The following is a 16,946-nucleotide window of genomic DNA, read 5'->3' on the forward strand; positions in this document are numbered from 1 at the left end:
AGGGTAGCTTAAAGCCCGCCTGCGACCGGCAGGTTGGCGGGATCCGGCCGGTCGGCTCGCGCGATCGCCACTCCGCCCACAATCAAGACCAACGCCAACAAAAGCGCCTGAATGCGGCTCAAGGCGCGCGGCCGGCGCGAAGGTTGGGCAAGATGCTGCGGGGCGATGTCGGTCATGGCGGTCCATCCGAGACGCTGTATAAACTGGCATTCGCTTGGAGAACGCAAGCCCCCAAACGCCTATTCCACAACAATCTCCGATTCATTTTTTGTGCCGCACGCGGGCACTTCAACCGCTAGCGGGGCAAAGCCGCGCGACCCGCGAAAGCTTGAATCCGCCTAATCGAGCTCGAATTCGTCTTTGTAATCGAGCTTGAGGGCCGGATCCTGCGCCTCTTTGACGAGATAGCAATTCCCCACGGCCAAGCGCTCGATCTCGGAGCCCATGAAGCAGCGGAACGCGTCTTCGGGGCTGCCGACGATCGGCTCGCCGCGTACATTGAAGCTCGTATTGACGATGACCGGGCAGCCAGTGCGCGCTTTGAAGGCCGAAATCAACGCGTGGTAACGCGGATTGGTGTCGGAATGGACGGTCTGGATGCGCGCCGAATAATCGACATGCGTGACGGCCGGAATGTCCGAGCGCGGCACATTAAGCTTGTCGATGCCGAACAAAGCCTGCTCGGCTTGCGTCATGGCGCGGCGGCGCTTTTCGACCACGTCGGCGACCAGCAGCATGTAGGGCGAATCGCCGTCGAGCTCAAACCAGTCGGCTACGTCCTCGCGCAACACCGAGGGTGCAAACGGGCGGAAGCTTTCCCGGTACTTGACCCGCAGATTGAGGGTTTTCTGCATGGCCGGGCTGCGCGCATCGCCCAAGATCGAGCGCCCGCCAAGTGCGCGCGGCCCGAATTCCATGCGGCCCTGGAACCAGCCCAGCGCCAATCCGTCGGCCAAATCGCCCGCCGCCCGTTCGACAAGTGCGCTCTCGTTCAGCACCTCGAACTTGGCGCCTACCGCGGCGAGGCGCTTTTCGATGTCGGCTTGCGCGAATTCGGGGCCGAGATAGGCCCCCTGCATCGTGTCGGTCGTACCGTTGGCCGTGCGCGCCCCGCCTTTGAACAAATGGTAGCCCGCAAGTGCCGCCCCGAGTGCCCCGCCTGCATCGCCCGACGCCGGCTGGATCCACAGGTTTTTCCATTTGCCGTCGCGCAGGATCTTGCCATTGGCCACGCAATTGAGGGCGACCCCGCCGGCTAGGCACAAATTTTCCATACCGGTTTCGGCCTGCAGGCTGCGCGTGAGCCGCAACACCGCCTCTTCGAGAACCGCCTGCACCGAAGCCGCCAAATCCATGTGCCGCTGGTCGAGGCGCTGTTCGGGCTGGCGCCGGGGTGCGCCGAACAACGCATCGAACTTCGCGTTGGTCATGGTGAGGCCGGTGCAATAGTCGAAATAATCCATATTGAGACGGAAGCTGCCGTCGGCTTTGAGATCGAGCACATGGTCGAGGATCGTTTGCGCAAAGCGCGGCGTGCCGTAGGGGGCAAGCCCCATGACCTTGTATTCGCCGGAATTGACCTTGAAGCCCGTATAGTAGGTGAAGGCCGAATAGAGCAGCCCCAGCGAATGCGGGAAATGGATCTCGCGCACCATTTCCAACGTATTCCCGCGCCCGATGCCGACCGACGTGGTCGCCCATTCGCCCACACCGTCCATCGTGAGCACCAAAGCCTCTTCGAACGGCGACGGGAAAAACGCCGACGCCGCGTGGCTTTGATGGTGCTCGGCGAAAAGCAATTTGGATTCCCAGTCGAAGCCGGGTGCGGCCTTCGCAAGTTCGTCCGACAACAGCTTTTTCTGGAACAGCTTTTCCTTGAGCCACACCGGAATCGCCATGCGGAACGATGTGAAGCCGCGCGGTGCGAACGCAAGATAGGTCTCGAGCAGTCGCTCGAACTTCAAGAACGGCTTGTCGTAGAAGGCAACATGGTCGATCTGGTCGAGCGCGATCCCGGCTTCAGCCAAGCAATATTCGATCGCGTGCACGGGATAGCGCGCATCGTGCTTCTTGCGCGTGAAACGCTCTTCTTGCGCGGCCGCCACGATGCGCCCGTCGACGACGAGGGCGGCCGCCGAGTCGTGGTAGAACGCCGAAAGACCGAGAATGCGCATTCTAGAACAGCGTGTAGATGAAGGGGGCGATGGCGCTACCCTTGGTCAGCACGATGAGTCCGCCGAACAGCGCCATCATCGCGACGATCGGCAGCAGCCAGAATTTCTTGCGCACGCGCATGAACAGCCAGAGTTCCTTGATCAGCGACAGCATCGGCCCTCGGTCCTCAAAACTGCTGTTTCATCGAATCGGGTGCCGGCCCCGGCGGATCGCGCGGCAGCCAGTAGCTCGGTGCGTCGGGCTCCAGGCGCTTGCGCAGGAAATCCTTGCCGGCAAGCCGCATCACCACGCCGATCGGTGTGACGACCAGAAAAAACAAGAGCGCCATCGTCAGCGGATTCATGACCGCATAAAGCAGCAGGGCGAACTTCATCCACAGCCGATTGAGCGGCGCGAGGATCCGCGGCACGAGCAACGCGGCCGCCAAAAACGTTGCTGCGCCCGCGAACCAATAGAGCGCCCAAGCGTGGCCCGTGTAGAGCTTCACGCCGCCGACGAGCGCGAAAAAGCCGGTGAACACGAAGCCGAAGCTGCGATCGCTCGAGCCTTGCAGATCTTCGTCGCGCGCGTAATCTTCGTGGGTGCCGGAGGGCTTCGCCATGCTAAAACGCCTAGGGTTCGAATCGCGCGGATACTAGACCCCGACCAGGGGGCCTGCCAGCGAAAATATCCACGAAAAGACAGAGGGTTGGCTTGAAATCGGCGATTTTGTTTGCGGTTTCGCTGCTGGTGTCGGTGGCGCTGGGCGAGGCCATGCTGCGCTGGGTCGGCTATACGCCCGCCGATTTTGCGGCCCGCAGCGCCAATAGCTGGGCCGAACCGCATCCGCAATTCGGCTGGACGAATCGGCCGGGCATCGTCGCGTCGAACGAGGCCGGCAACGTGCCGATGACCTTCTGGCCGAACAGCCAGCGCGCCAGCCGCAGAGAGCTCGCCCATCGCGGCCCGCGCATCGATTTCGTCGGCGATTCGATCACGCAAGGCTACGGTGTGGCCGACGCCGAAACCTTCGTGTGGCAGCTTGGCGAAAAACTGCCCGACATCGCGTTCGAAAATCTCGGCGTGGGCGGCTACGGCACCTACCAATCGCTATTGCGCATGCGCGCCCGCGCAAGCGATCCGCCGCGCGTATTCGTCTACGGCCTGTTCGGCGACCATCGCGATCGCAACGTCGCCTCGCTCGGCTGGGTGCGTTCGCTGTTCGACGCGCAAGGGCGCAATCTCGTGCCGCCGCATGCGCTGTTCCAGGACGGCAGCCTCGTCGAACATGCGGGCGGGCCCATCGAGCCGTGGCCGCTCGAAGCACAGTCCGTCATCGTGACCGAACTCAAACGCGCGTGGCTACGCTACGAATTGCGCGGCCGGCGCGATTTCGTGCGGCCGACGATGGAAGCGTTGTTCGCCGAAATGGCAAAGACGGCGCGCGAAGCCAATGCAACGCTTGTGGTGCTACTGCTTGCCGACGCGTCGGACTGGATGGTGCCGGCCTTGCAGCGCAACGGCATCGTCGTGGCCGATTGCCGCGCGCCGGAATTCGAGCGCGAGCCCTCTTTGCGCATCGGCGGCGTGGGCCATCCGACAGCCGAGCGCCATGCCATGTGGACCGAATGCGTGGCCCCGTTCGTGGCGCGCGCGGCGCTTTCCTAATCTTCGCCGCCCGCGATTTTGAGCACGGTGCCGGTCATGTAGCTCGACGCGTCGCTCGCAAGAAACAGGATTGCAGCCGCGACGTCGTTCGGCGTTGCAGCACGGCCCATCGGCACACGCGCGATGCGTGCCTGGAACTTGGTGCGGTCCGGATCGTCGGGCCAAACATTGAGATCGGTATCGACCACGCCGGGCCGCACGCAATTGACGCGAATGTCCACCGGCGCCCACGCAAGTGCGCGGTTGCGCGACGCCTGCTCGAGGGCGGCTTTGGCTTGTGCATAGGCGTCGAGCCTTGGCGAGGCCGCACGGCCGGCCACGATCGACGACACGTTAACGATTGCGGATGATTTACCGACGGTGAGCTGGCTTTGCGCCAGATCCATCAAGGCGATGGGCGAGGCGCAATTGAGCTGCCAAGTTGCGGCCGCATCGGCGGGAACACCCCCTGCATTGTTCACAAGCCCATCGATCCCACCGGCCCAGCGGCAGAAAGCCGCCATCAAAGCTGCCGGGGCGGCGGGATCGGCAAGGTCGGCCTGAAACCCGCGGCTGCCCGGGCATGCGGCGACGATCGCAGCGGCGGCAGTTTCGGCATGGACGAAATGCACGCCCACGACCGCACCCGCGTTGGCCAGCAAGCGTGCGCTCGCAGCGCCAATGCCGCGCGCCGCTCCGGTCACCAGAATGCGCTTTCCCTTCAATCCCAAATCCACGCGTGTCGCCTCCGCCTCGCGCCGAGCTTAGACGCCTTGCGGGCGCGGTCAAACGGCGCTTTTTCTTTGCTTGTTTTTGCGCGTCAGAAGCCGAATTATGCCCGCCGTGCCCTAGCCCCTGCAGGAAGAAGCCATGAAATTCTTCATCGACACCGCCGAAGTTTCGGAAATCCGCGAAGCCGCCATGACGGGTCTCGTCGACGGCGTGACGACCAACCCGTCTTTGATCGCCAAGAGCGGGCGCAATTTCCTCGAGGTGGTGGCCGAAATCTGCGCGCTGGTCCCCGGCCCCGTCAGCGCCGAGGTGACCGCCAACGATTTCGACACGATGCTCAAAGAGGGCCGCAAGCTCGCCAAGATCGCCAAGAACGTCGCGGTCAAAGTGCCTCTGACCGTCGATGGCCTCAAGACCTGCTACGCGCTTGCAAACGAAGGCACCAAGGTCAACGTTACCTTGTGCTTCAGTGCCGCCCAAGCGCTGCTCGCGGCCAAAGCGGGTGCGACGTTCATTTCGCCGTTCGTCGGCCGGCTCGACGATGTCGGCACCAACGGCCTCAGCCTGATCGCCGATATCTGCACGATCTATCGCCAGTATCCGAACCTCAAAACCGAAGTGCTGGTGGCCTCGGTGCGCCATCCCGTGCACATCGTCGAGTCCGCCAAGATGGGTGCGCATGTGGCGACGATGCCGCCCTCCACACTCAAACAGCTCTTCAGCCATCCGCTGACCGACAAGGGCCTTGCGCAGTTCAACGCCGACTGGAAAAAGACCGGCCAGTCGATCCTTTAGGCGCGGGCCGCGGTCGGACCGGTCGCCGCTATGGCGCACCCCAAACACGCCTTGCCGCTGACCGCGCGTGCGCTCGCGCGCGAGATGCTGGACCGCGTCGTCTTCAAGCTGCGCACGCTCGACGATGCGGCGGCTAACCTGCCCGAGCTGCATCGGCTCGAGCCGCGCGATCGCGCCTTCGCCCGCCTGCTTGCGGCAAGCGTGCTGCGGCGCATGGGCTCGCTAGACGCCGTCCTCGCCAAGTGCCTCGATCGCGGCACGCCGCCGCCACCGATCCTGAATATTCTGCGCTTAGGCGCTGCCCAATTGCTGCTACTCGACACGCCCGCCCACGCAGCCGTCGGCGAAACGGTCGAACTGTGCGGCCCGCGCGAAGCGGCGTTGCGCGGTGTGGTCAATGCGGTGCTGCGCCGCGTGGCGCGCGAGGGCAAAGAGCTGATCGCCGCGTGCGACGCCGCCTGCCTAGATACCCCTCCCTGGCTGTGGCACATCCTGTCGACCGCCTATGGCGAGGAAACCGCGCGCGCGGTTGCGGCCGTGCATGCCAAGGAACCGCCGCTCGACATTACGCTCAAGGGCGATGCGAGCGAGTGGGCCGAACGATTGGGTGCCACCACGTTGCCGACCGGCACGCTGCGGCTTTCCGACAGCGGCAACGTTGCCGAGCTACCGGGTTTTGCGGAAGGGGCCTGGTGGGTGCAGGACGCGGCCGCAGCGTTGCCCGCACGCCTGCTCGGCGACGTGAAGGGCGCACAGGTGCTCGACCTATGTGCGGCCCCCGGCGGCAAAACGATGCAGCTTGCCGCCGCGGGTGCGGATGTCTTAGCAGTCGATCAATCGACCAAGCGGCTGCGGCGTGTGACGGAAAATCTGCAGCGCGTCGGGCTTGCGGCGCAAACGGTCGCGGGCGATTTGGCCGATTGGCGCCCGGCGCAAGCTTTCTCGCACGTGCTGCTCGATGCACCCTGCACGGCAACCGGCACGCTGCGCCGCCATCCCGAAATCGCGTATCTCAAATCGCCGCTCGATGCCGCCAAGCTCGTGGACGTGCAAGACCGCATGCTCGATGCCGCAGCCGAGATGACGGCACCCGGCGGCACGCTCGTCTATGCGGTCTGCTCGCTCGATCCGCGCGAAGGGCGCAGCCGCGTGGCGGCCTTCCTCGCGCGCAATGCGGCCTTCAAGCGCCTGCCGCTTGGCCCCGGCGAAATCCCAGGCACCGACGCGCTCGTATCGAAAGACGGGGATCTTGCGACGCTGCCGAGCCATTGGGCGGAACCGGGCGGCATGGACGGATTTTTCGCGGCACGGCTGCGACGAAACGCCTGACGTTTCCGGGCACGCGGCGCGGTTCCTCATCCACCCGGCAAGTTGCCCTGCCAGCGAACGAATGCGATATTCGGCCCAGAAGCCTGTCGCGTTGGATAACGCTGCGCGACGTGTTCCCGGATTCGATCCGCCCCAGGCACCAGGCACGAAAAAGCGACTCGACCGGAACAAATCGCCAATGCTTTTCAACTCCTTTGCGTTCCTGTTTGTGTATCTGCCGCTCGTGCTGGCGGGCTATTGGATGGCAGGGCATTTTGTCGGGCGCAGTGCGGCTGTCGTCTGGCTGGCGGTGGCCTCGGTCGTTTTCTACGCCATGGCCGAGCCGTGGCACGCGGCCGTCATGGCCGGATCGATCCTGTTCAATTTCACGTGCGGCATCCGCTTGGCCGCGACCGGCAGCCGCACCCTGCTTGCCTTCGCGGTCGCGGCCAATCTGGTACTGCTCGGCATTTTCAAATACGCGGACTTTTTCGTCGGCAACCTCGCGGCGGCGACCGGCATCGACATCGCCTTGCTGCGCATCGCATTGCCGGCCGGCATTTCGTTCTACACCTTCACGCAGATAGCATTTCTGGCCGACGCCGCGCGCGGCGAGGTGCGTGAGCTCAATTTTGCGCGCTACGTTTTGTTCGTCACGTTTTTCCCGCATCTGATCGCAGGCCCCATCATCCACCACCGTGAGATGATGCCGCAATTCGCGCGCGTGCGCCTGGGCCTCGGCGCCACGAATCTTGCGGTGGGGCTGTCGATCTTCGCGGTCGGCCTCGGAAAGAAACTTCTGCTGGCCGACAATATCGCACCCTTCGCGACCCCTATCTTCGCGGCCGCCGATGCGGGTGCCACACCGACCTTCTTCGAAGCATGGGCGGCAACGCTCGCTTACGCGCTGCGGCTCTATTTCGACTTCTCGGGCTATTCGGACATGGCGATCGGCCTGTCGCGCATGTTCGGCATTCGCCTGCCGGTCAATTTCCACAGCCCCTACAAAGCTTCGAGCGTGGCCGATTTCTGGCGCCGCTGGCACATGACGCTGTCGCGGTTCTTGCGCGACTATCTCTACATTCCGCTCGGCGGCAGCCGGCACGGTGCCGGCCGCCATATCGCGGCTTTGTTCGCAACCATGGTGCTCGGCGGCTTCTGGCACGGTGCGAGTTGGAACTTCGTGCTGTGGGGGGCGCTGCACGGCGCATTGCTCGCGCTCAACCATCTGTGGCGCCATTTTGCGCCGGCGGCGGCAAAACACCTGATCGCACCCATCGGCATGCCGCTCACATTCGTGTGCGTGGTGCTGGCGTGGGTTCCGTTTGCGGCCGAAACGCTCGGCGGAACGGCGCGAATGTACGCGGCCTTGGCCGCCTTCGACGGCGTTACCTTTCCGGCGGCGGCGGCCGGCAAAATCGGCGCGCTTGCACCGGCTCTGGAAGCGCTCGGCATCCGCTTTGCGGGGGCGAATATCGTGACGCTCGAGGATTGGCGCAATGCCGGCATCCTGGTCGTGACGGCAGGCCTGCTCGTCGTCTGGCTGCTGCCCAACACGCAGCAGATCTTCGGCCGCTACCGCCCCATCCTCGGCGTCTATCGCGGCGATCTGCAGTCCCTCAAGACGCGTTTCGCCTGGCGGCCGAATTGGCTGTGGGCCGCGTGTCTGGCCGTCTGGGCAGCAGCGTCGCTGCTGAGCCTTCAGCGCGTCAGCGAATTCATCTATTTCCGATTTTGAGGGTGCCGATGCGACGCTATCTTCAGATGCTGCTGGTGGGCGCCTTGGGGCTGTTCGGTTCCGCGATCGCGTTCAATGCGGCGATCGATCCCTACGCTGTCGTGGGCACGCCGCGCATCGCCGGCATCAACGCGGACAAACCGCTTTTGGGCCGACAGGCACGGCTATACACGGCGGCCGATACCGTCCGCAAACCGATCGACGCCCTCGTGATCGGTGCCAGCACCGCCGAAGGCATCCCCGACCAGCACGCCTTCTGGGGCGACGCGCGCGTCTACGTGCTCGCAGTCGGCGGGGCCAATGCCTACGAGACGTTCCGCTATCTGCAGCACGTCACAGCCAACCACAAGCTGCGCCGGGTCGTGATCGCGCTCGATTTTTTCGCGTTCAACGGCTATCGGCCGCCGACCGTGGATTTCCGCGAAGACGTGCTCGACGTCACGCTTGCGGGTCTGCCCAATCCAGCGGCGGCGCGCGAAAGGCTGCGCTGGCTTTTGTCGATCGACAGTCTTGCCGACTCGGCCAACACATTTCTGGCTCAGCGACGCGGCGGCAGCGGGGGCGACAGCGGCCAGCGCACGAAGCTGCGCGAAATGTTCCGCCAGATCGACCAGGCCTTCATCGAGCGCACGTATCTCACGCCGCCCGCCTACCGTTACGCGTTCGACGAAAGCCCGTACGGCAAAGCGCCGACGGCAGTGCTTGCCGATGCGCTGGCGCTGTGCCACGAACGCGGCATCGCGGTCGATATGTTCATAACACCGTCGCACGCGCGTGCGTTGGCCGTGATCCAAGCGATCGGCCTGTGGCCGACATTCGAGGCCTGGAAGCGCAGCCTCGCCGATTTGGGTGCGCGCAGCCCCGGCGTGCGCGTATGGGATTTTTCGGGCTTCGGGCCCGAGACCACCGAGGCCTTGCCGTTGGCCGCCGAACCTTTCGCACGCATGGTCAATTACCGCGACCAGATCCATTTCAATCCCGTCCTCGGTGCCCGGATTCTGGACCGCTTCGCTGGCACGCCGTCCGACTTTGGGGTAGAGCTTGAGCCCGCGCGCATCGATGCGCATCTTGCCGCGATTCGTGCGGGCTTCCGCGCGTGGGTCGGCACGGCGCCGGACGACGTAGCGGAAATAGCCGGCTTGGCGCGGGCCGCCGGATTTCCGGCTTTTGCGCTCGCGGACTGAACGAGACGCTGGACCGCTCGCGCGGCGGGCGACCCAAGGAGCAGGTATGGATTTTTCGGGAAAACGCGTGCTGCTGACCGGCCACACCGGCTTCAAAGGGGCATGGCTGCTCGCATGGCTCGAGATGCTTGGCGCCAAGGTGGCGGGCCTCGCACTGGCCCCGCCGAGCGAGCCCTCGCTGTTTGCGCTGATCGACGGTGCGGCACTCTGCGCCGCGCACACGCAAGGCGACATTCGCGACGCCGCCCTCGTGCGCAAAGCGTTCGAAGATTTTGCACCCGACTATGTCGTGCATATGGCGGCCCAGCCGCTGGTGCTGCCGTCGCTGGCAGCCCCGGTCGAGACTTTCGCCACCAACTTCCTCGGCACGACGCACGTGCTCGACGCGTGCCGGCACGTCACCCCCAAAGCCATCCTGGTTGTGACGAGCGACAAGGTCTACGCCAACGACGGCAGCGCACATGCCTTCGTCGAAACCGACAGGCTTGGCGGGCACGATCCTTATTCGGCCAGCAAGGCCGCGTGCGAGATTGCGGTCGACAGTTTCCGCAGCAGCTATTTTGCGGGCAAAGTGCCGCTCGCAACCGCGCGTGCGGGCAACGTCATCGGCGGCGGCGATTGGGCCGCCTATCGCATCGTGCCGGATGCGGTGCGTGCCCTTGCGGCCGGCACCACGCTCGTGCTGCGCCGGCCCGAGGCCGTGCGCCCCTGGCAGCATGTGCTCGACCCGCTGGCAGGCTATCTGGCGATTCTGGAAAAAGGCTGCGACGGCGCCTTCAATTTCGGGCCGGAGGCAGCCGCACGGCGCACCGTGCGCGAGGTCGTCGAAGAATTCGGCAAAGCGTTCGACGGCAAACCGGGCTGGACGATCGAAAACACGAACCCGCCGCCCGAAGCGCCGTATCTGACGCTGTCGGCAGCCTATGCGCACGCCACGCTCGACTGGGCGCCCAAGCTCGATTTCGAAACGGCCATGGCGTGGACAGCCGCTTGGTATCGCGCCTGGGCCAACGGCGAAGACATGCGCAAAGTCACGCGCGCGCAGATCGAGGCGTTTTCGAAGCTTTAGTTTTTGTGGCGCAATTGGTGCCAGGCCCAGGCATCGGCGACGATGCGCGCGAGGTCCGAATGCGTCGGCTGCCAGCCAAGTTCGCGTTTGGCGGCCGCAGGATCGGCCACAAGGGCGGGACTGTCGCCGTCGCGGCGCTTGCCGAAACTGTGCGGCACAGGCGTGCCCGCGACGCGCTCGACGGTCGCCACGACGTCGCGCACCGAATAGCCCTGGCCCGTGCCAAGATTAAACGCGGTTGCGACCGGCGCCGCCAAAGCGCGCTCGATGCCGAGAACGTGGGCGGCCCCGAGATCGGCCACGTGGATATAGTCGCGCAAGGCCGTGCCGTCCGGCGTGGGATAATCCGTGCCGAAGATCGTCAAAGGCGGACGAATGCCCATCGCGGCTTGGCAGGCGAGCGGGATGAGATGGCTTTCGGGCGAATGGTCTTCGCCGATCCCGTCAGACCAGGCCGCACCGGCTGCGTTGAAATAGCGGAACGCGATCCACGACAGGCCCGTCGCCCGCGCTTGGGCCGCGAGGATCTGTTCGACCGCAAGCTTGGTCTCGCCGTAGGGATTGGTCGGCCGCTTGGGATGGTCTTCGGCCATCGGCACCTGTTCAGGCATGCCGTAGACGGCCGCCGTCGACGAAAAAACAAACGACTTCACGCCGGCCGCCTGCAACCGGTCGAGCAGCACCAACGTCGTCGAAACATTGTTCTGCCAGAAGCGCACCGGTTCTTTGACCGAAAGGCCGACCTCGATCGAGCCCGCCAGATGCACGCAAGCACGAATGCCATATGCGGCGATCGCGGCATCGAGGGCGGCGGCATCGCCGACTTCGGCTTCGACGAGCGGGCCCCAGCGCACGAAATCGCGATGGCCCGCACTCAGATTGTCGAATGCGACCGGCCGATGTCCGGCCAGCGCAAGCGCGCGGCACACATGCGCACCCACGAAGCCTGCCCCGCCAGTGACGAGCACACTCGCCTTATTCTCGCTGCCCATGTCGATTTCGCCTAACGCTCGCCTTGGATCCGTTTGAAGGCCCATTTGACCGACATGCCCTGCGCACCGGCCGTACCTGCTGCGACGAGCTGTTCGGCCCGCCGTGCCGTACCGCGCTGGGCGAACGACACGCTCTCGCCAAGCTCGAGGGCCGCACCCGCGATCTGCAGTCGCCAGGCTTGACCGCGCGGCGTACGCAGCAAAGCCGCCGCGCCGTTCTGGATCACCGAAGCTTGGATATCGGGATAGAGATGGAAGCGGATTGCAAAGCGCGCCGAGGGCGACGGCGTCGCCCCTGCCGCCGGCAGCAGCGAATCTTCGCCGCGCAAATCGAGCCCGTCGCCGGCCACGAAAATGCGGCGGCGATGCACGAAGCCAAAGTCGGACACATAGCCGTCATGGCTCAGATCGAGCCAGACATTGCCGTCGGCCTCGTCGCGCGCGGCCGAGACCTTTTTCAAGCGGCGGCGCAGACCGCCGGGGATGGGTTCGCTCGAACTCGTATCCTCGAGCGTGAGCGTGGAGTGGGCGGCCGTCGCGCGCAGAGCGAGCGCCCATTCGGAATCGTCCTGCGGGCCCGCCCCGCAATTGGCGACGATGCGCTCCTTGCCCGCCGACAATTCGAATGCCAAAGCACCCGCATGTGCGTGGCGGTCGAAACCTTCTTCGGGCGGCGGCCCCGCATCCACAAACAGCAGCACGCGGTCGGCGACCACGCGCTCGAAGCCGATCGACATGGCACGCTCGGGCGGCGGATCTGGCCATTGCGCGCGCACCAGCACAGTATCGACCAAGGCGGCGGTTTCGACGTTCGAGTTTTCGAACAGCGCAAGTCCGCCGTCGCCGTGGCGGAAAAAGTGCAACGCCGGGGCGAGCTTTTCGATCGCACGGTGCAGGGCTTCCGGCACGTTCGCACCGGCCGCTTCGATGGCAAGGCGCGAATCGGCGAGGATCGACAGCGCTTCGAGCTGGGCGCGCGCGCCGCGGCTCAGATGGAAACCGTCAGGCGCCAGCTGGCGTTGGGCTTCGATCGCTAGGCGCTGTGCAACGGCACCCAAAGTGCGCTCGTCGAGCAGGCCGCAGCCATGCGCATAGACGAGACCTTTGAGCGCTTGCAGGCGCGGCAGGCCGCGCGGCGCTTTGCCCGCACAGCGCGCCAAATGCCGCGCCTGGCGCGTGGCCGACTGCAGCAGCATCGGCCCGAGCCGGTCGCCCTCGCCGCGCGACAGGAAGGGCGCGTGTGCAAGCCATGCCGCCAAGCGCCGCCCGGTCGTTTCGGCGTCCCACAGCACGGGGCGCCATTTGGGATTGGCAAGGATCCAGTCTTCGACGAGGGCGCGTGCGCGCGATTGTGCCGTCTCGCTCGCCACGGCCGCAAGATCGTCAAGCCAACCGAAGCCATTAAGTTCGTCGAGGGCGGCTTGGCTCAGATCGGCGGCCGCCCAATCCGGCCGCTCGGCCGGAAGGGCGCGTCCCGCGCATACAAGCTTGCCCGCAACGATCGCCTCGCCGCGTGGCCGCGATCCGGGCAGCGGTTCGGGCGCCAGGCGTGCGAGCCGCGCCACGGCCCGCCCGCCGATCAGCAGGCGATAGAGCGGGGTGCCGTTCCAGAAATCCAACCAGCGGGAGCGCTGCCGCGCACGAGCCATCGTCAAAGCTCGCGCAGCCGTCGCAGATTTTCGGCGTAGTTGGCAGGACCGCCGGCAAAACCGGCCGTGCCGGCGACAAGCACGTCGGCCCCCGCCTTGCGAACGAGCCGGGCCGTCTGCTGGTTGACGCCGCCGTCGACTTCGAGATCGATGCGGCGGGCGGTTCCCGCGACGATCCGGTCGATGCGCGCGCGCAACGCCGCAATCTTCTCGAGCGCACCCGCAATGAAACTCTGCCCACCGAAGCCGGGATTGACCGACATGACCAGCACCAAATCGACATCCGCCAGCAAAGGATCGACCGCCTCGACCGGCGTGCCCGGATTGATCGCAATGCCGGCCTTTTTGCCGAGGCTGCGGATGAGCTGCAGCGTGCGATGCACGTGCGGGCCCGCTTCGGGATGCACGGTGATGATGTCGGCACCCGCATCGGCGAACGCGGCCACATAGGGATCGACCGGCGAGATCATCAGATGCACGTCGAAGATTTTCTGCGAATGCGCACGCAAGGCGCGCACCACGCCGGGCCCGATCGTGATGTTAGGCACAAAATGCCCGTCCATCACGTCGACATGGATGTAGTCCGCACCGGCCGCATCGATCGCGCGCACTTCCGCACCCAATTGCGCAAAATCGGCCGACAGAATCGACGGGGCGAGGCGAATTGGCTGTTGCAAGCAAAGACCTTCCGAATGAGCAATGGACAACAAGCCTGTTGATTTATCAGGTCGCAGGCGGGGCAAGCAAGGGATGGTAGGTCGTGCGATGGCCAACCCCAATTTACGCGACTTTTGCCGCGACAGCGGCTGCATTTATCCAATGGCATTCGCGAGGTGCCTCGCTATAATGCCCGCCGCTTCGACGTAAGCACTTCGAAGTCCATCATAATTTCAGATAGCGCCGACGCAACTTGACCCGCAAATGACATTGTCTCCGCCCCGCACGACGAGAGGTTCAGCCGTCGGCGTCGGCTTGCGGCGCATTGCCCTCGTCGCGGCCCTGACACTGGCCGCGGCAAGCGCGCATGCGCAATCCACGCGCGACGGGTTCGACGCACCTGCCCTGGTGCGCGCCAACGAAATCCAAGTCGACGACGATTTGGGCCTGGTGATCGCGCGCGGCCAGGTCGAGATTTCGCAAGGCGACCGGCTCTTGAAGGCCGACACGCTGACCTACAACCGTCGCACGAACGTGGTTACGGCCTCGGGCGGGGTCATGCTGTTGGACCCGGCCGGCGACGTGGTTTTCGCCGATTTCGTCGAGCTCACGAGCGACATGCGCGACGGCACGATCCGCAATCTGCGCGCCATGCTGACCGACCAGTCGCGCTTTGCCGCCGTTACCGCACGCCGGGCCGACGGTAGCAAAACCGTGATGCGGCGTGCGACCTACAGCCCGTGCGAACCGTGCGAAAAAGATCCGACGCGCGCACCCATGTGGCAGTTGCGCGCCGAGCGCATCACGCACGACCAGGCGGCCAAGGAAATCACCTACGACAATGCGTGGCTCGAAGTGGCGGGTGTGCCCGTCGCCTACACGCCCTACATGGCACATCCCGACGGCACGGAAAAACGCGCCTCGGGTTTCCTTATGCCGGACGTCACCTCGTCGAGCCAGGTCGGTACGATGTTCGGCACGCCCTACTACTGGACGCTCGGGCCCTCCGCCGACGCGACCGTGACGCCGATCGTGCTGACGAACGATCTGCCGATCCTCGCGGGCGAGTACCGCGAGTTCGCACGCAACGGCAAAGTGCAGTTCGATGCGGCCTTAATGCGCACGCGCCGCGAAGGCGAAGGCTTCGGCGACACGCGCGGCTATGCAAGCGGCAAAGGCCGCTTCGACATCGACGACGATTGGCGCTGGGGTTTCGACGTCGCGCGCGCCACCGACAAGACCTTCGTCGACCGCTACCGGCTGCGCCAGCGTTTTTCGTTCCTCGACCAAAACGTTTTCGAAAGCCGCATCTACACCGAAGGCTTCCGCGATCGCGGCTACGCGGTGCTGCAGGGTTTGAGCTACCAGGGATTGCGGCCGGAAGACAGCCTCGAACGCTCGCCGCAAGTGCTGCCAGCGGGTGCGTATAGCTGGATCGGCGAACCGGGCGCGCTTGGCGGGCGCTTCGAGTTCGACGCGAACACCGCTTCCATCTACCGACGCAACGGAGTGCGCACGCAGCGCGGCAGCGCCATCGGTGGCTGGACCCTGCCCTACACGACGCGAACCGGTGAGGTCTACACCGTCAGCGCCACCGTGCAGACGGACCTGTTCCACACGGCCAACATCAATACCAACGGCGGCGGGTTTCGGCCCACCGAAGACGGCGTGCAGTCGCGCGTGCTGCCGCAATTGGGCGTGTCGTGGCGCTATCCGCTGGTGCGCAGCAACGGTGCCGCACGGCTGCTGGTCGAGCCAGTGGCAGGGGCTTTCGCAGCCCCCAATCTGGGCGACCAGCGCAATCTGCCCAACGAAGACAGCCTGGGCCTCACCTTCGACGACACCAATCTGCTGCGCCCGAACCGTTTCACCGGCTACGACCGTGCCGAGGGCGGCATGCGCACGATCTACGGCCTCAATACCGAATATTCGAACATTTGGGCCCAACGCTTCAGCGCCTTTCTGGGCCAGCAATACCGGCACAAAGGCGAATCGGCAGTCCCTGCCGGTTCGGGCATCGACACGCGCTTTTCGGACTTCGTCGGACGCTTCAATACGACGCTGCATCCCTGGCTTTCGACGACGTACCGATTCCAGATCGACAATGCGAGCCGCGAGCTCCTGCGCTCCGTCAGCAGCGTGTCGCTGGGGCCGTCGGCGCTGCGCTACACCCTCGCGCATGCGCGCATCGACCGCGCTTTGCAGCCGACCGCGCTCGCCTCGATCAACCAGCTCGGCCACACTCTGGGCATCGTTTTCACGGAAAACTGGCGCGTCGAAAGCCGCTTGATCCAAGCGCTCGGCAACGATACCGGCATTTTGGTTGCGGGTGCCACGCTGTTCTACGAGGACGACTGTTTCATCTGGGGCGTCGATCTCACGCGGCGCAATATCGGGCGCGCCGAACTGCCGCCGGACACAGCCATTCTGTTCCGAATCGCCCTGCGCAATCTCGGCGAATTGTCCCTACGCGGTCTGTAGGGGCGCGGCCTGTGAGGGTCAGCGCGCGGCGTTCTGGCGCTGGCGGAAATCGAGCGCCAACTGGTTGCGGATATCGTCGGCGACCAGCTCCAACACCCGGTCGCGTGCGTTTTCGAGGCTTGTGCGCGTGGCGAATTCCGACGCTGTGATTTCATAATCTGTTATGAAGGACGAACTGCCGGAGAACACGCGCCGACCCTGCATATCGCGCAGCTCGAATGTCGCATTTGCCGTATAGCTGCTGCGGCTGATGATGTCATCGCGGCGCAACAGGATTGTCTGGCGCGGTTCCGAAAGACGGATGCGCAAAACGTAGCGCGAAGCCTGCGTCTGGCCTTGCGGCGTGATGCGGTCGAGCAGCGCGTTGCGCAGCACCTGGCCCGAACGGTCCGGGATCGGCTCGATGCGAATGGCGGAAAGCTGTTCGATTGCGTCGGCGCTGTCGCCCGCACGTCCAAGCAGCGGCTGGAAGCCGCAGCCTGCCAAGGCGACGGCGCACAGCGCGAACAGAAATGAACGACGGACAAGACGGCCCATGGA

The 16,946-nt window shown here is 65.0% G+C and carries 16 protein-coding genes; 7 read left to right on the forward strand and 9 right to left on the reverse strand.

Translation table 11 applies throughout. The annotated features are described in order from the left end of the window. Positions 1–8: 8 nt before the first annotated feature. The 4 genes from O9320_18210 to O9320_18225 all read right to left on the reverse strand — a co-directional run bounded on the left by O9320_18210 (position 9) and on the right by O9320_18225 (position 2,776). Entirely contained in the window at positions 9–176 is a 168-nt protein-coding gene (locus O9320_18210) for a hypothetical protein (GenBank protein ID MCZ8312784.1), read from the reverse strand. 162 nt (positions 177–338) lie between these two features. Then, positions 339–2,174, reverse strand: coding sequence for a carbamoyltransferase (locus O9320_18215; protein ID MCZ8312785.1), 1,836 nt, complete (start codon positions 2,172–2,174; stop codon positions 339–341). Between the two features lies 1 nt (position 2,175). Continuing rightward, the gene (locus tag O9320_18220; protein ID MCZ8312786.1) at positions 2,176–2,328 is read right to left on the reverse strand and encodes a DUF5989 family protein; all 153 of its coding nucleotides are present in this window, start codon (positions 2,326–2,328) and stop codon (positions 2,176–2,178) included. A 13-nt stretch (positions 2,329–2,341) separates the two neighbouring features. Continuing rightward, positions 2,342–2,776: an SxtJ family membrane protein gene (locus O9320_18225; protein ID MCZ8312787.1), complete on the reverse strand. Its 435-nt coding sequence runs from the start codon at positions 2,774–2,776 to the stop codon at positions 2,342–2,344. 92 nt (positions 2,777–2,868) lie between these two features. Here O9320_18225 and O9320_18230 point away from each other — a divergent pair, with 92 nt between their 5' ends. Beyond that, positions 2,869–3,822, forward strand: coding sequence for a hypothetical protein (locus O9320_18230; GenBank protein ID MCZ8312788.1), 954 nt, complete (start codon positions 2,869–2,871; stop codon positions 3,820–3,822). Here the strand turns inward: O9320_18230 and O9320_18235 are convergent. Beyond that, positions 3,819–4,538: an SDR family NAD(P)-dependent oxidoreductase gene (locus O9320_18235; GenBank protein ID MCZ8312789.1), complete on the reverse strand. Its 720-nt coding sequence runs from the start codon at positions 4,536–4,538 to the stop codon at positions 3,819–3,821. The genes O9320_18230 and O9320_18235 overlap by 4 nt on opposite strands. A 133-nt stretch (positions 4,539–4,671) precedes the next feature. Between O9320_18235 and fsa the strand changes: the two genes are divergently transcribed. The 5 genes from fsa to rfbG all read left to right on the forward strand — a co-directional run bounded on the left by fsa (position 4,672) and on the right by rfbG (position 10,627). Next, positions 4,672–5,328, forward strand: coding sequence for a fructose-6-phosphate aldolase (gene fsa, locus O9320_18240; GenBank protein ID MCZ8312790.1), 657 nt, complete (start codon positions 4,672–4,674; stop codon positions 5,326–5,328). A 30-nt stretch (positions 5,329–5,358) separates the two neighbouring features. Next, positions 5,359–6,657 (forward strand): MFS transporter, encoded by a 1,299-nt coding sequence (locus tag O9320_18245; protein MCZ8312791.1) that lies wholly within the window; start codon positions 5,359–5,361, stop codon positions 6,655–6,657. A gap of 178 nt (positions 6,658–6,835) precedes the next feature. After that, the gene (locus O9320_18250; GenBank protein MCZ8312792.1) at positions 6,836–8,374 is read left to right on the forward strand and encodes an MBOAT family protein; all 1,539 of its coding nucleotides are present in this window, start codon (positions 6,836–6,838) and stop codon (positions 8,372–8,374) included. Between the two features lie 8 nt (positions 8,375–8,382). Further along, positions 8,383–9,558: a hypothetical protein gene (locus O9320_18255; protein MCZ8312793.1), complete on the forward strand. Its 1,176-nt coding sequence runs from the start codon at positions 8,383–8,385 to the stop codon at positions 9,556–9,558. A gap of 46 nt (positions 9,559–9,604) precedes the next feature. Further along, positions 9,605–10,627 (forward strand): CDP-glucose 4,6-dehydratase, encoded by a 1,023-nt coding sequence (gene rfbG / locus O9320_18260; GenBank protein MCZ8312794.1) that lies wholly within the window; start codon positions 9,605–9,607, stop codon positions 10,625–10,627. Here the strand turns inward: rfbG and galE are convergent. From galE to rpe, 3 genes are read right to left on the reverse strand one after another with little or no spacing between them, the layout of a single operon-like run. Then, positions 10,624–11,619: a UDP-glucose 4-epimerase GalE gene (galE, locus tag O9320_18265; GenBank protein MCZ8312795.1), complete on the reverse strand. Its 996-nt coding sequence runs from the start codon at positions 11,617–11,619 to the stop codon at positions 10,624–10,626. The two genes, rfbG and galE, sit on opposite strands and share 4 nt — an antisense overlap. A gap of 11 nt (positions 11,620–11,630) precedes the next feature. Then, a complete protein-coding gene (locus O9320_18270; protein ID MCZ8312796.1) occupies positions 11,631–13,268 on the reverse strand; it encodes a heparinase II/III family protein in 1,638 nt (545 codons plus the stop codon). 2 nt (positions 13,269–13,270) lie between these two features. Then, positions 13,271–13,945: a ribulose-phosphate 3-epimerase gene (gene rpe, locus O9320_18275; GenBank protein ID MCZ8312797.1), complete on the reverse strand. Its 675-nt coding sequence runs from the start codon at positions 13,943–13,945 to the stop codon at positions 13,271–13,273. 295 nt (positions 13,946–14,240) lie between these two features. Between rpe and lptD the strand changes: the two genes are divergently transcribed. Then, entirely contained in the window at positions 14,241–16,406 is a 2,166-nt protein-coding gene (gene lptD, locus O9320_18280) for an LPS assembly protein LptD (GenBank protein ID MCZ8312798.1), read from the forward strand. Between the two features lie 18 nt (positions 16,407–16,424). Here the strand turns inward: lptD and lptE are convergent, their stop codons facing one another. Further along, positions 16,425–16,943, reverse strand: a complete 519-nt coding sequence (gene lptE / locus O9320_18285; GenBank protein ID MCZ8312799.1) for an LPS assembly lipoprotein LptE — start codon at positions 16,941–16,943, stop codon at positions 16,425–16,427. Positions 16,944–16,946: the final 3 nt, after the last annotated feature.

Source organism: Magnetospirillum sp. (assembly GCA_027532905.1).
Lineage (GTDB): Bacteria > Pseudomonadota > Alphaproteobacteria > CACIAM-22H2 > CACIAM-22H2 > Tagaea.

Coding starts and splice junctions, on each gene's coding strand:
- O9320_18210 (MCZ8312784.1), bottom strand. CDS start 176: ATGACCGACATCGCCCCGCAGCATCTTGCCCAACCTTCGCGCCGGCCG.
- O9320_18215 (MCZ8312785.1), bottom strand. CDS start 2,174: ATGCGCATTCTCGGTCTTTCGGCGTTCTACCACGACTCGGCGGCCGCC.
- O9320_18220 (MCZ8312786.1), bottom strand. CDS start 2,328: ATGCTGTCGCTGATCAAGGAACTCTGGCTGTTCATGCGCGTGCGCAAG.
- O9320_18225 (MCZ8312787.1), bottom strand. CDS start 2,776: ATGGCGAAGCCCTCCGGCACCCACGAAGATTACGCGCGCGACGAAGAT.
- fsa (MCZ8312790.1), top strand. CDS start 4,672: ATGAAATTCTTCATCGACACCGCCGAAGTTTCGGAAATCCGCGAAGCC.
- O9320_18245 (MCZ8312791.1), top strand. CDS start 5,359: ATGGCGCACCCCAAACACGCCTTGCCGCTGACCGCGCGTGCGCTCGCG.
- O9320_18250 (MCZ8312792.1), top strand. CDS start 6,836: ATGCTTTTCAACTCCTTTGCGTTCCTGTTTGTGTATCTGCCGCTCGTG.
- O9320_18255 (MCZ8312793.1), top strand. CDS start 8,383: ATGCGACGCTATCTTCAGATGCTGCTGGTGGGCGCCTTGGGGCTGTTC.
- rfbG (MCZ8312794.1), top strand. CDS start 9,605: ATGGATTTTTCGGGAAAACGCGTGCTGCTGACCGGCCACACCGGCTTC.
- galE (MCZ8312795.1), bottom strand. CDS start 11,619: ATGGGCAGCGAGAATAAGGCGAGTGTGCTCGTCACTGGCGGGGCAGGC.
- O9320_18270 (MCZ8312796.1), bottom strand. CDS start 13,268: ATGGCTCGTGCGCGGCAGCGCTCCCGCTGGTTGGATTTCTGGAACGGC.
- lptE (MCZ8312799.1), bottom strand. CDS start 16,943: ATGGGCCGTCTTGTCCGTCGTTCATTTCTGTTCGCGCTGTGCGCCGTC.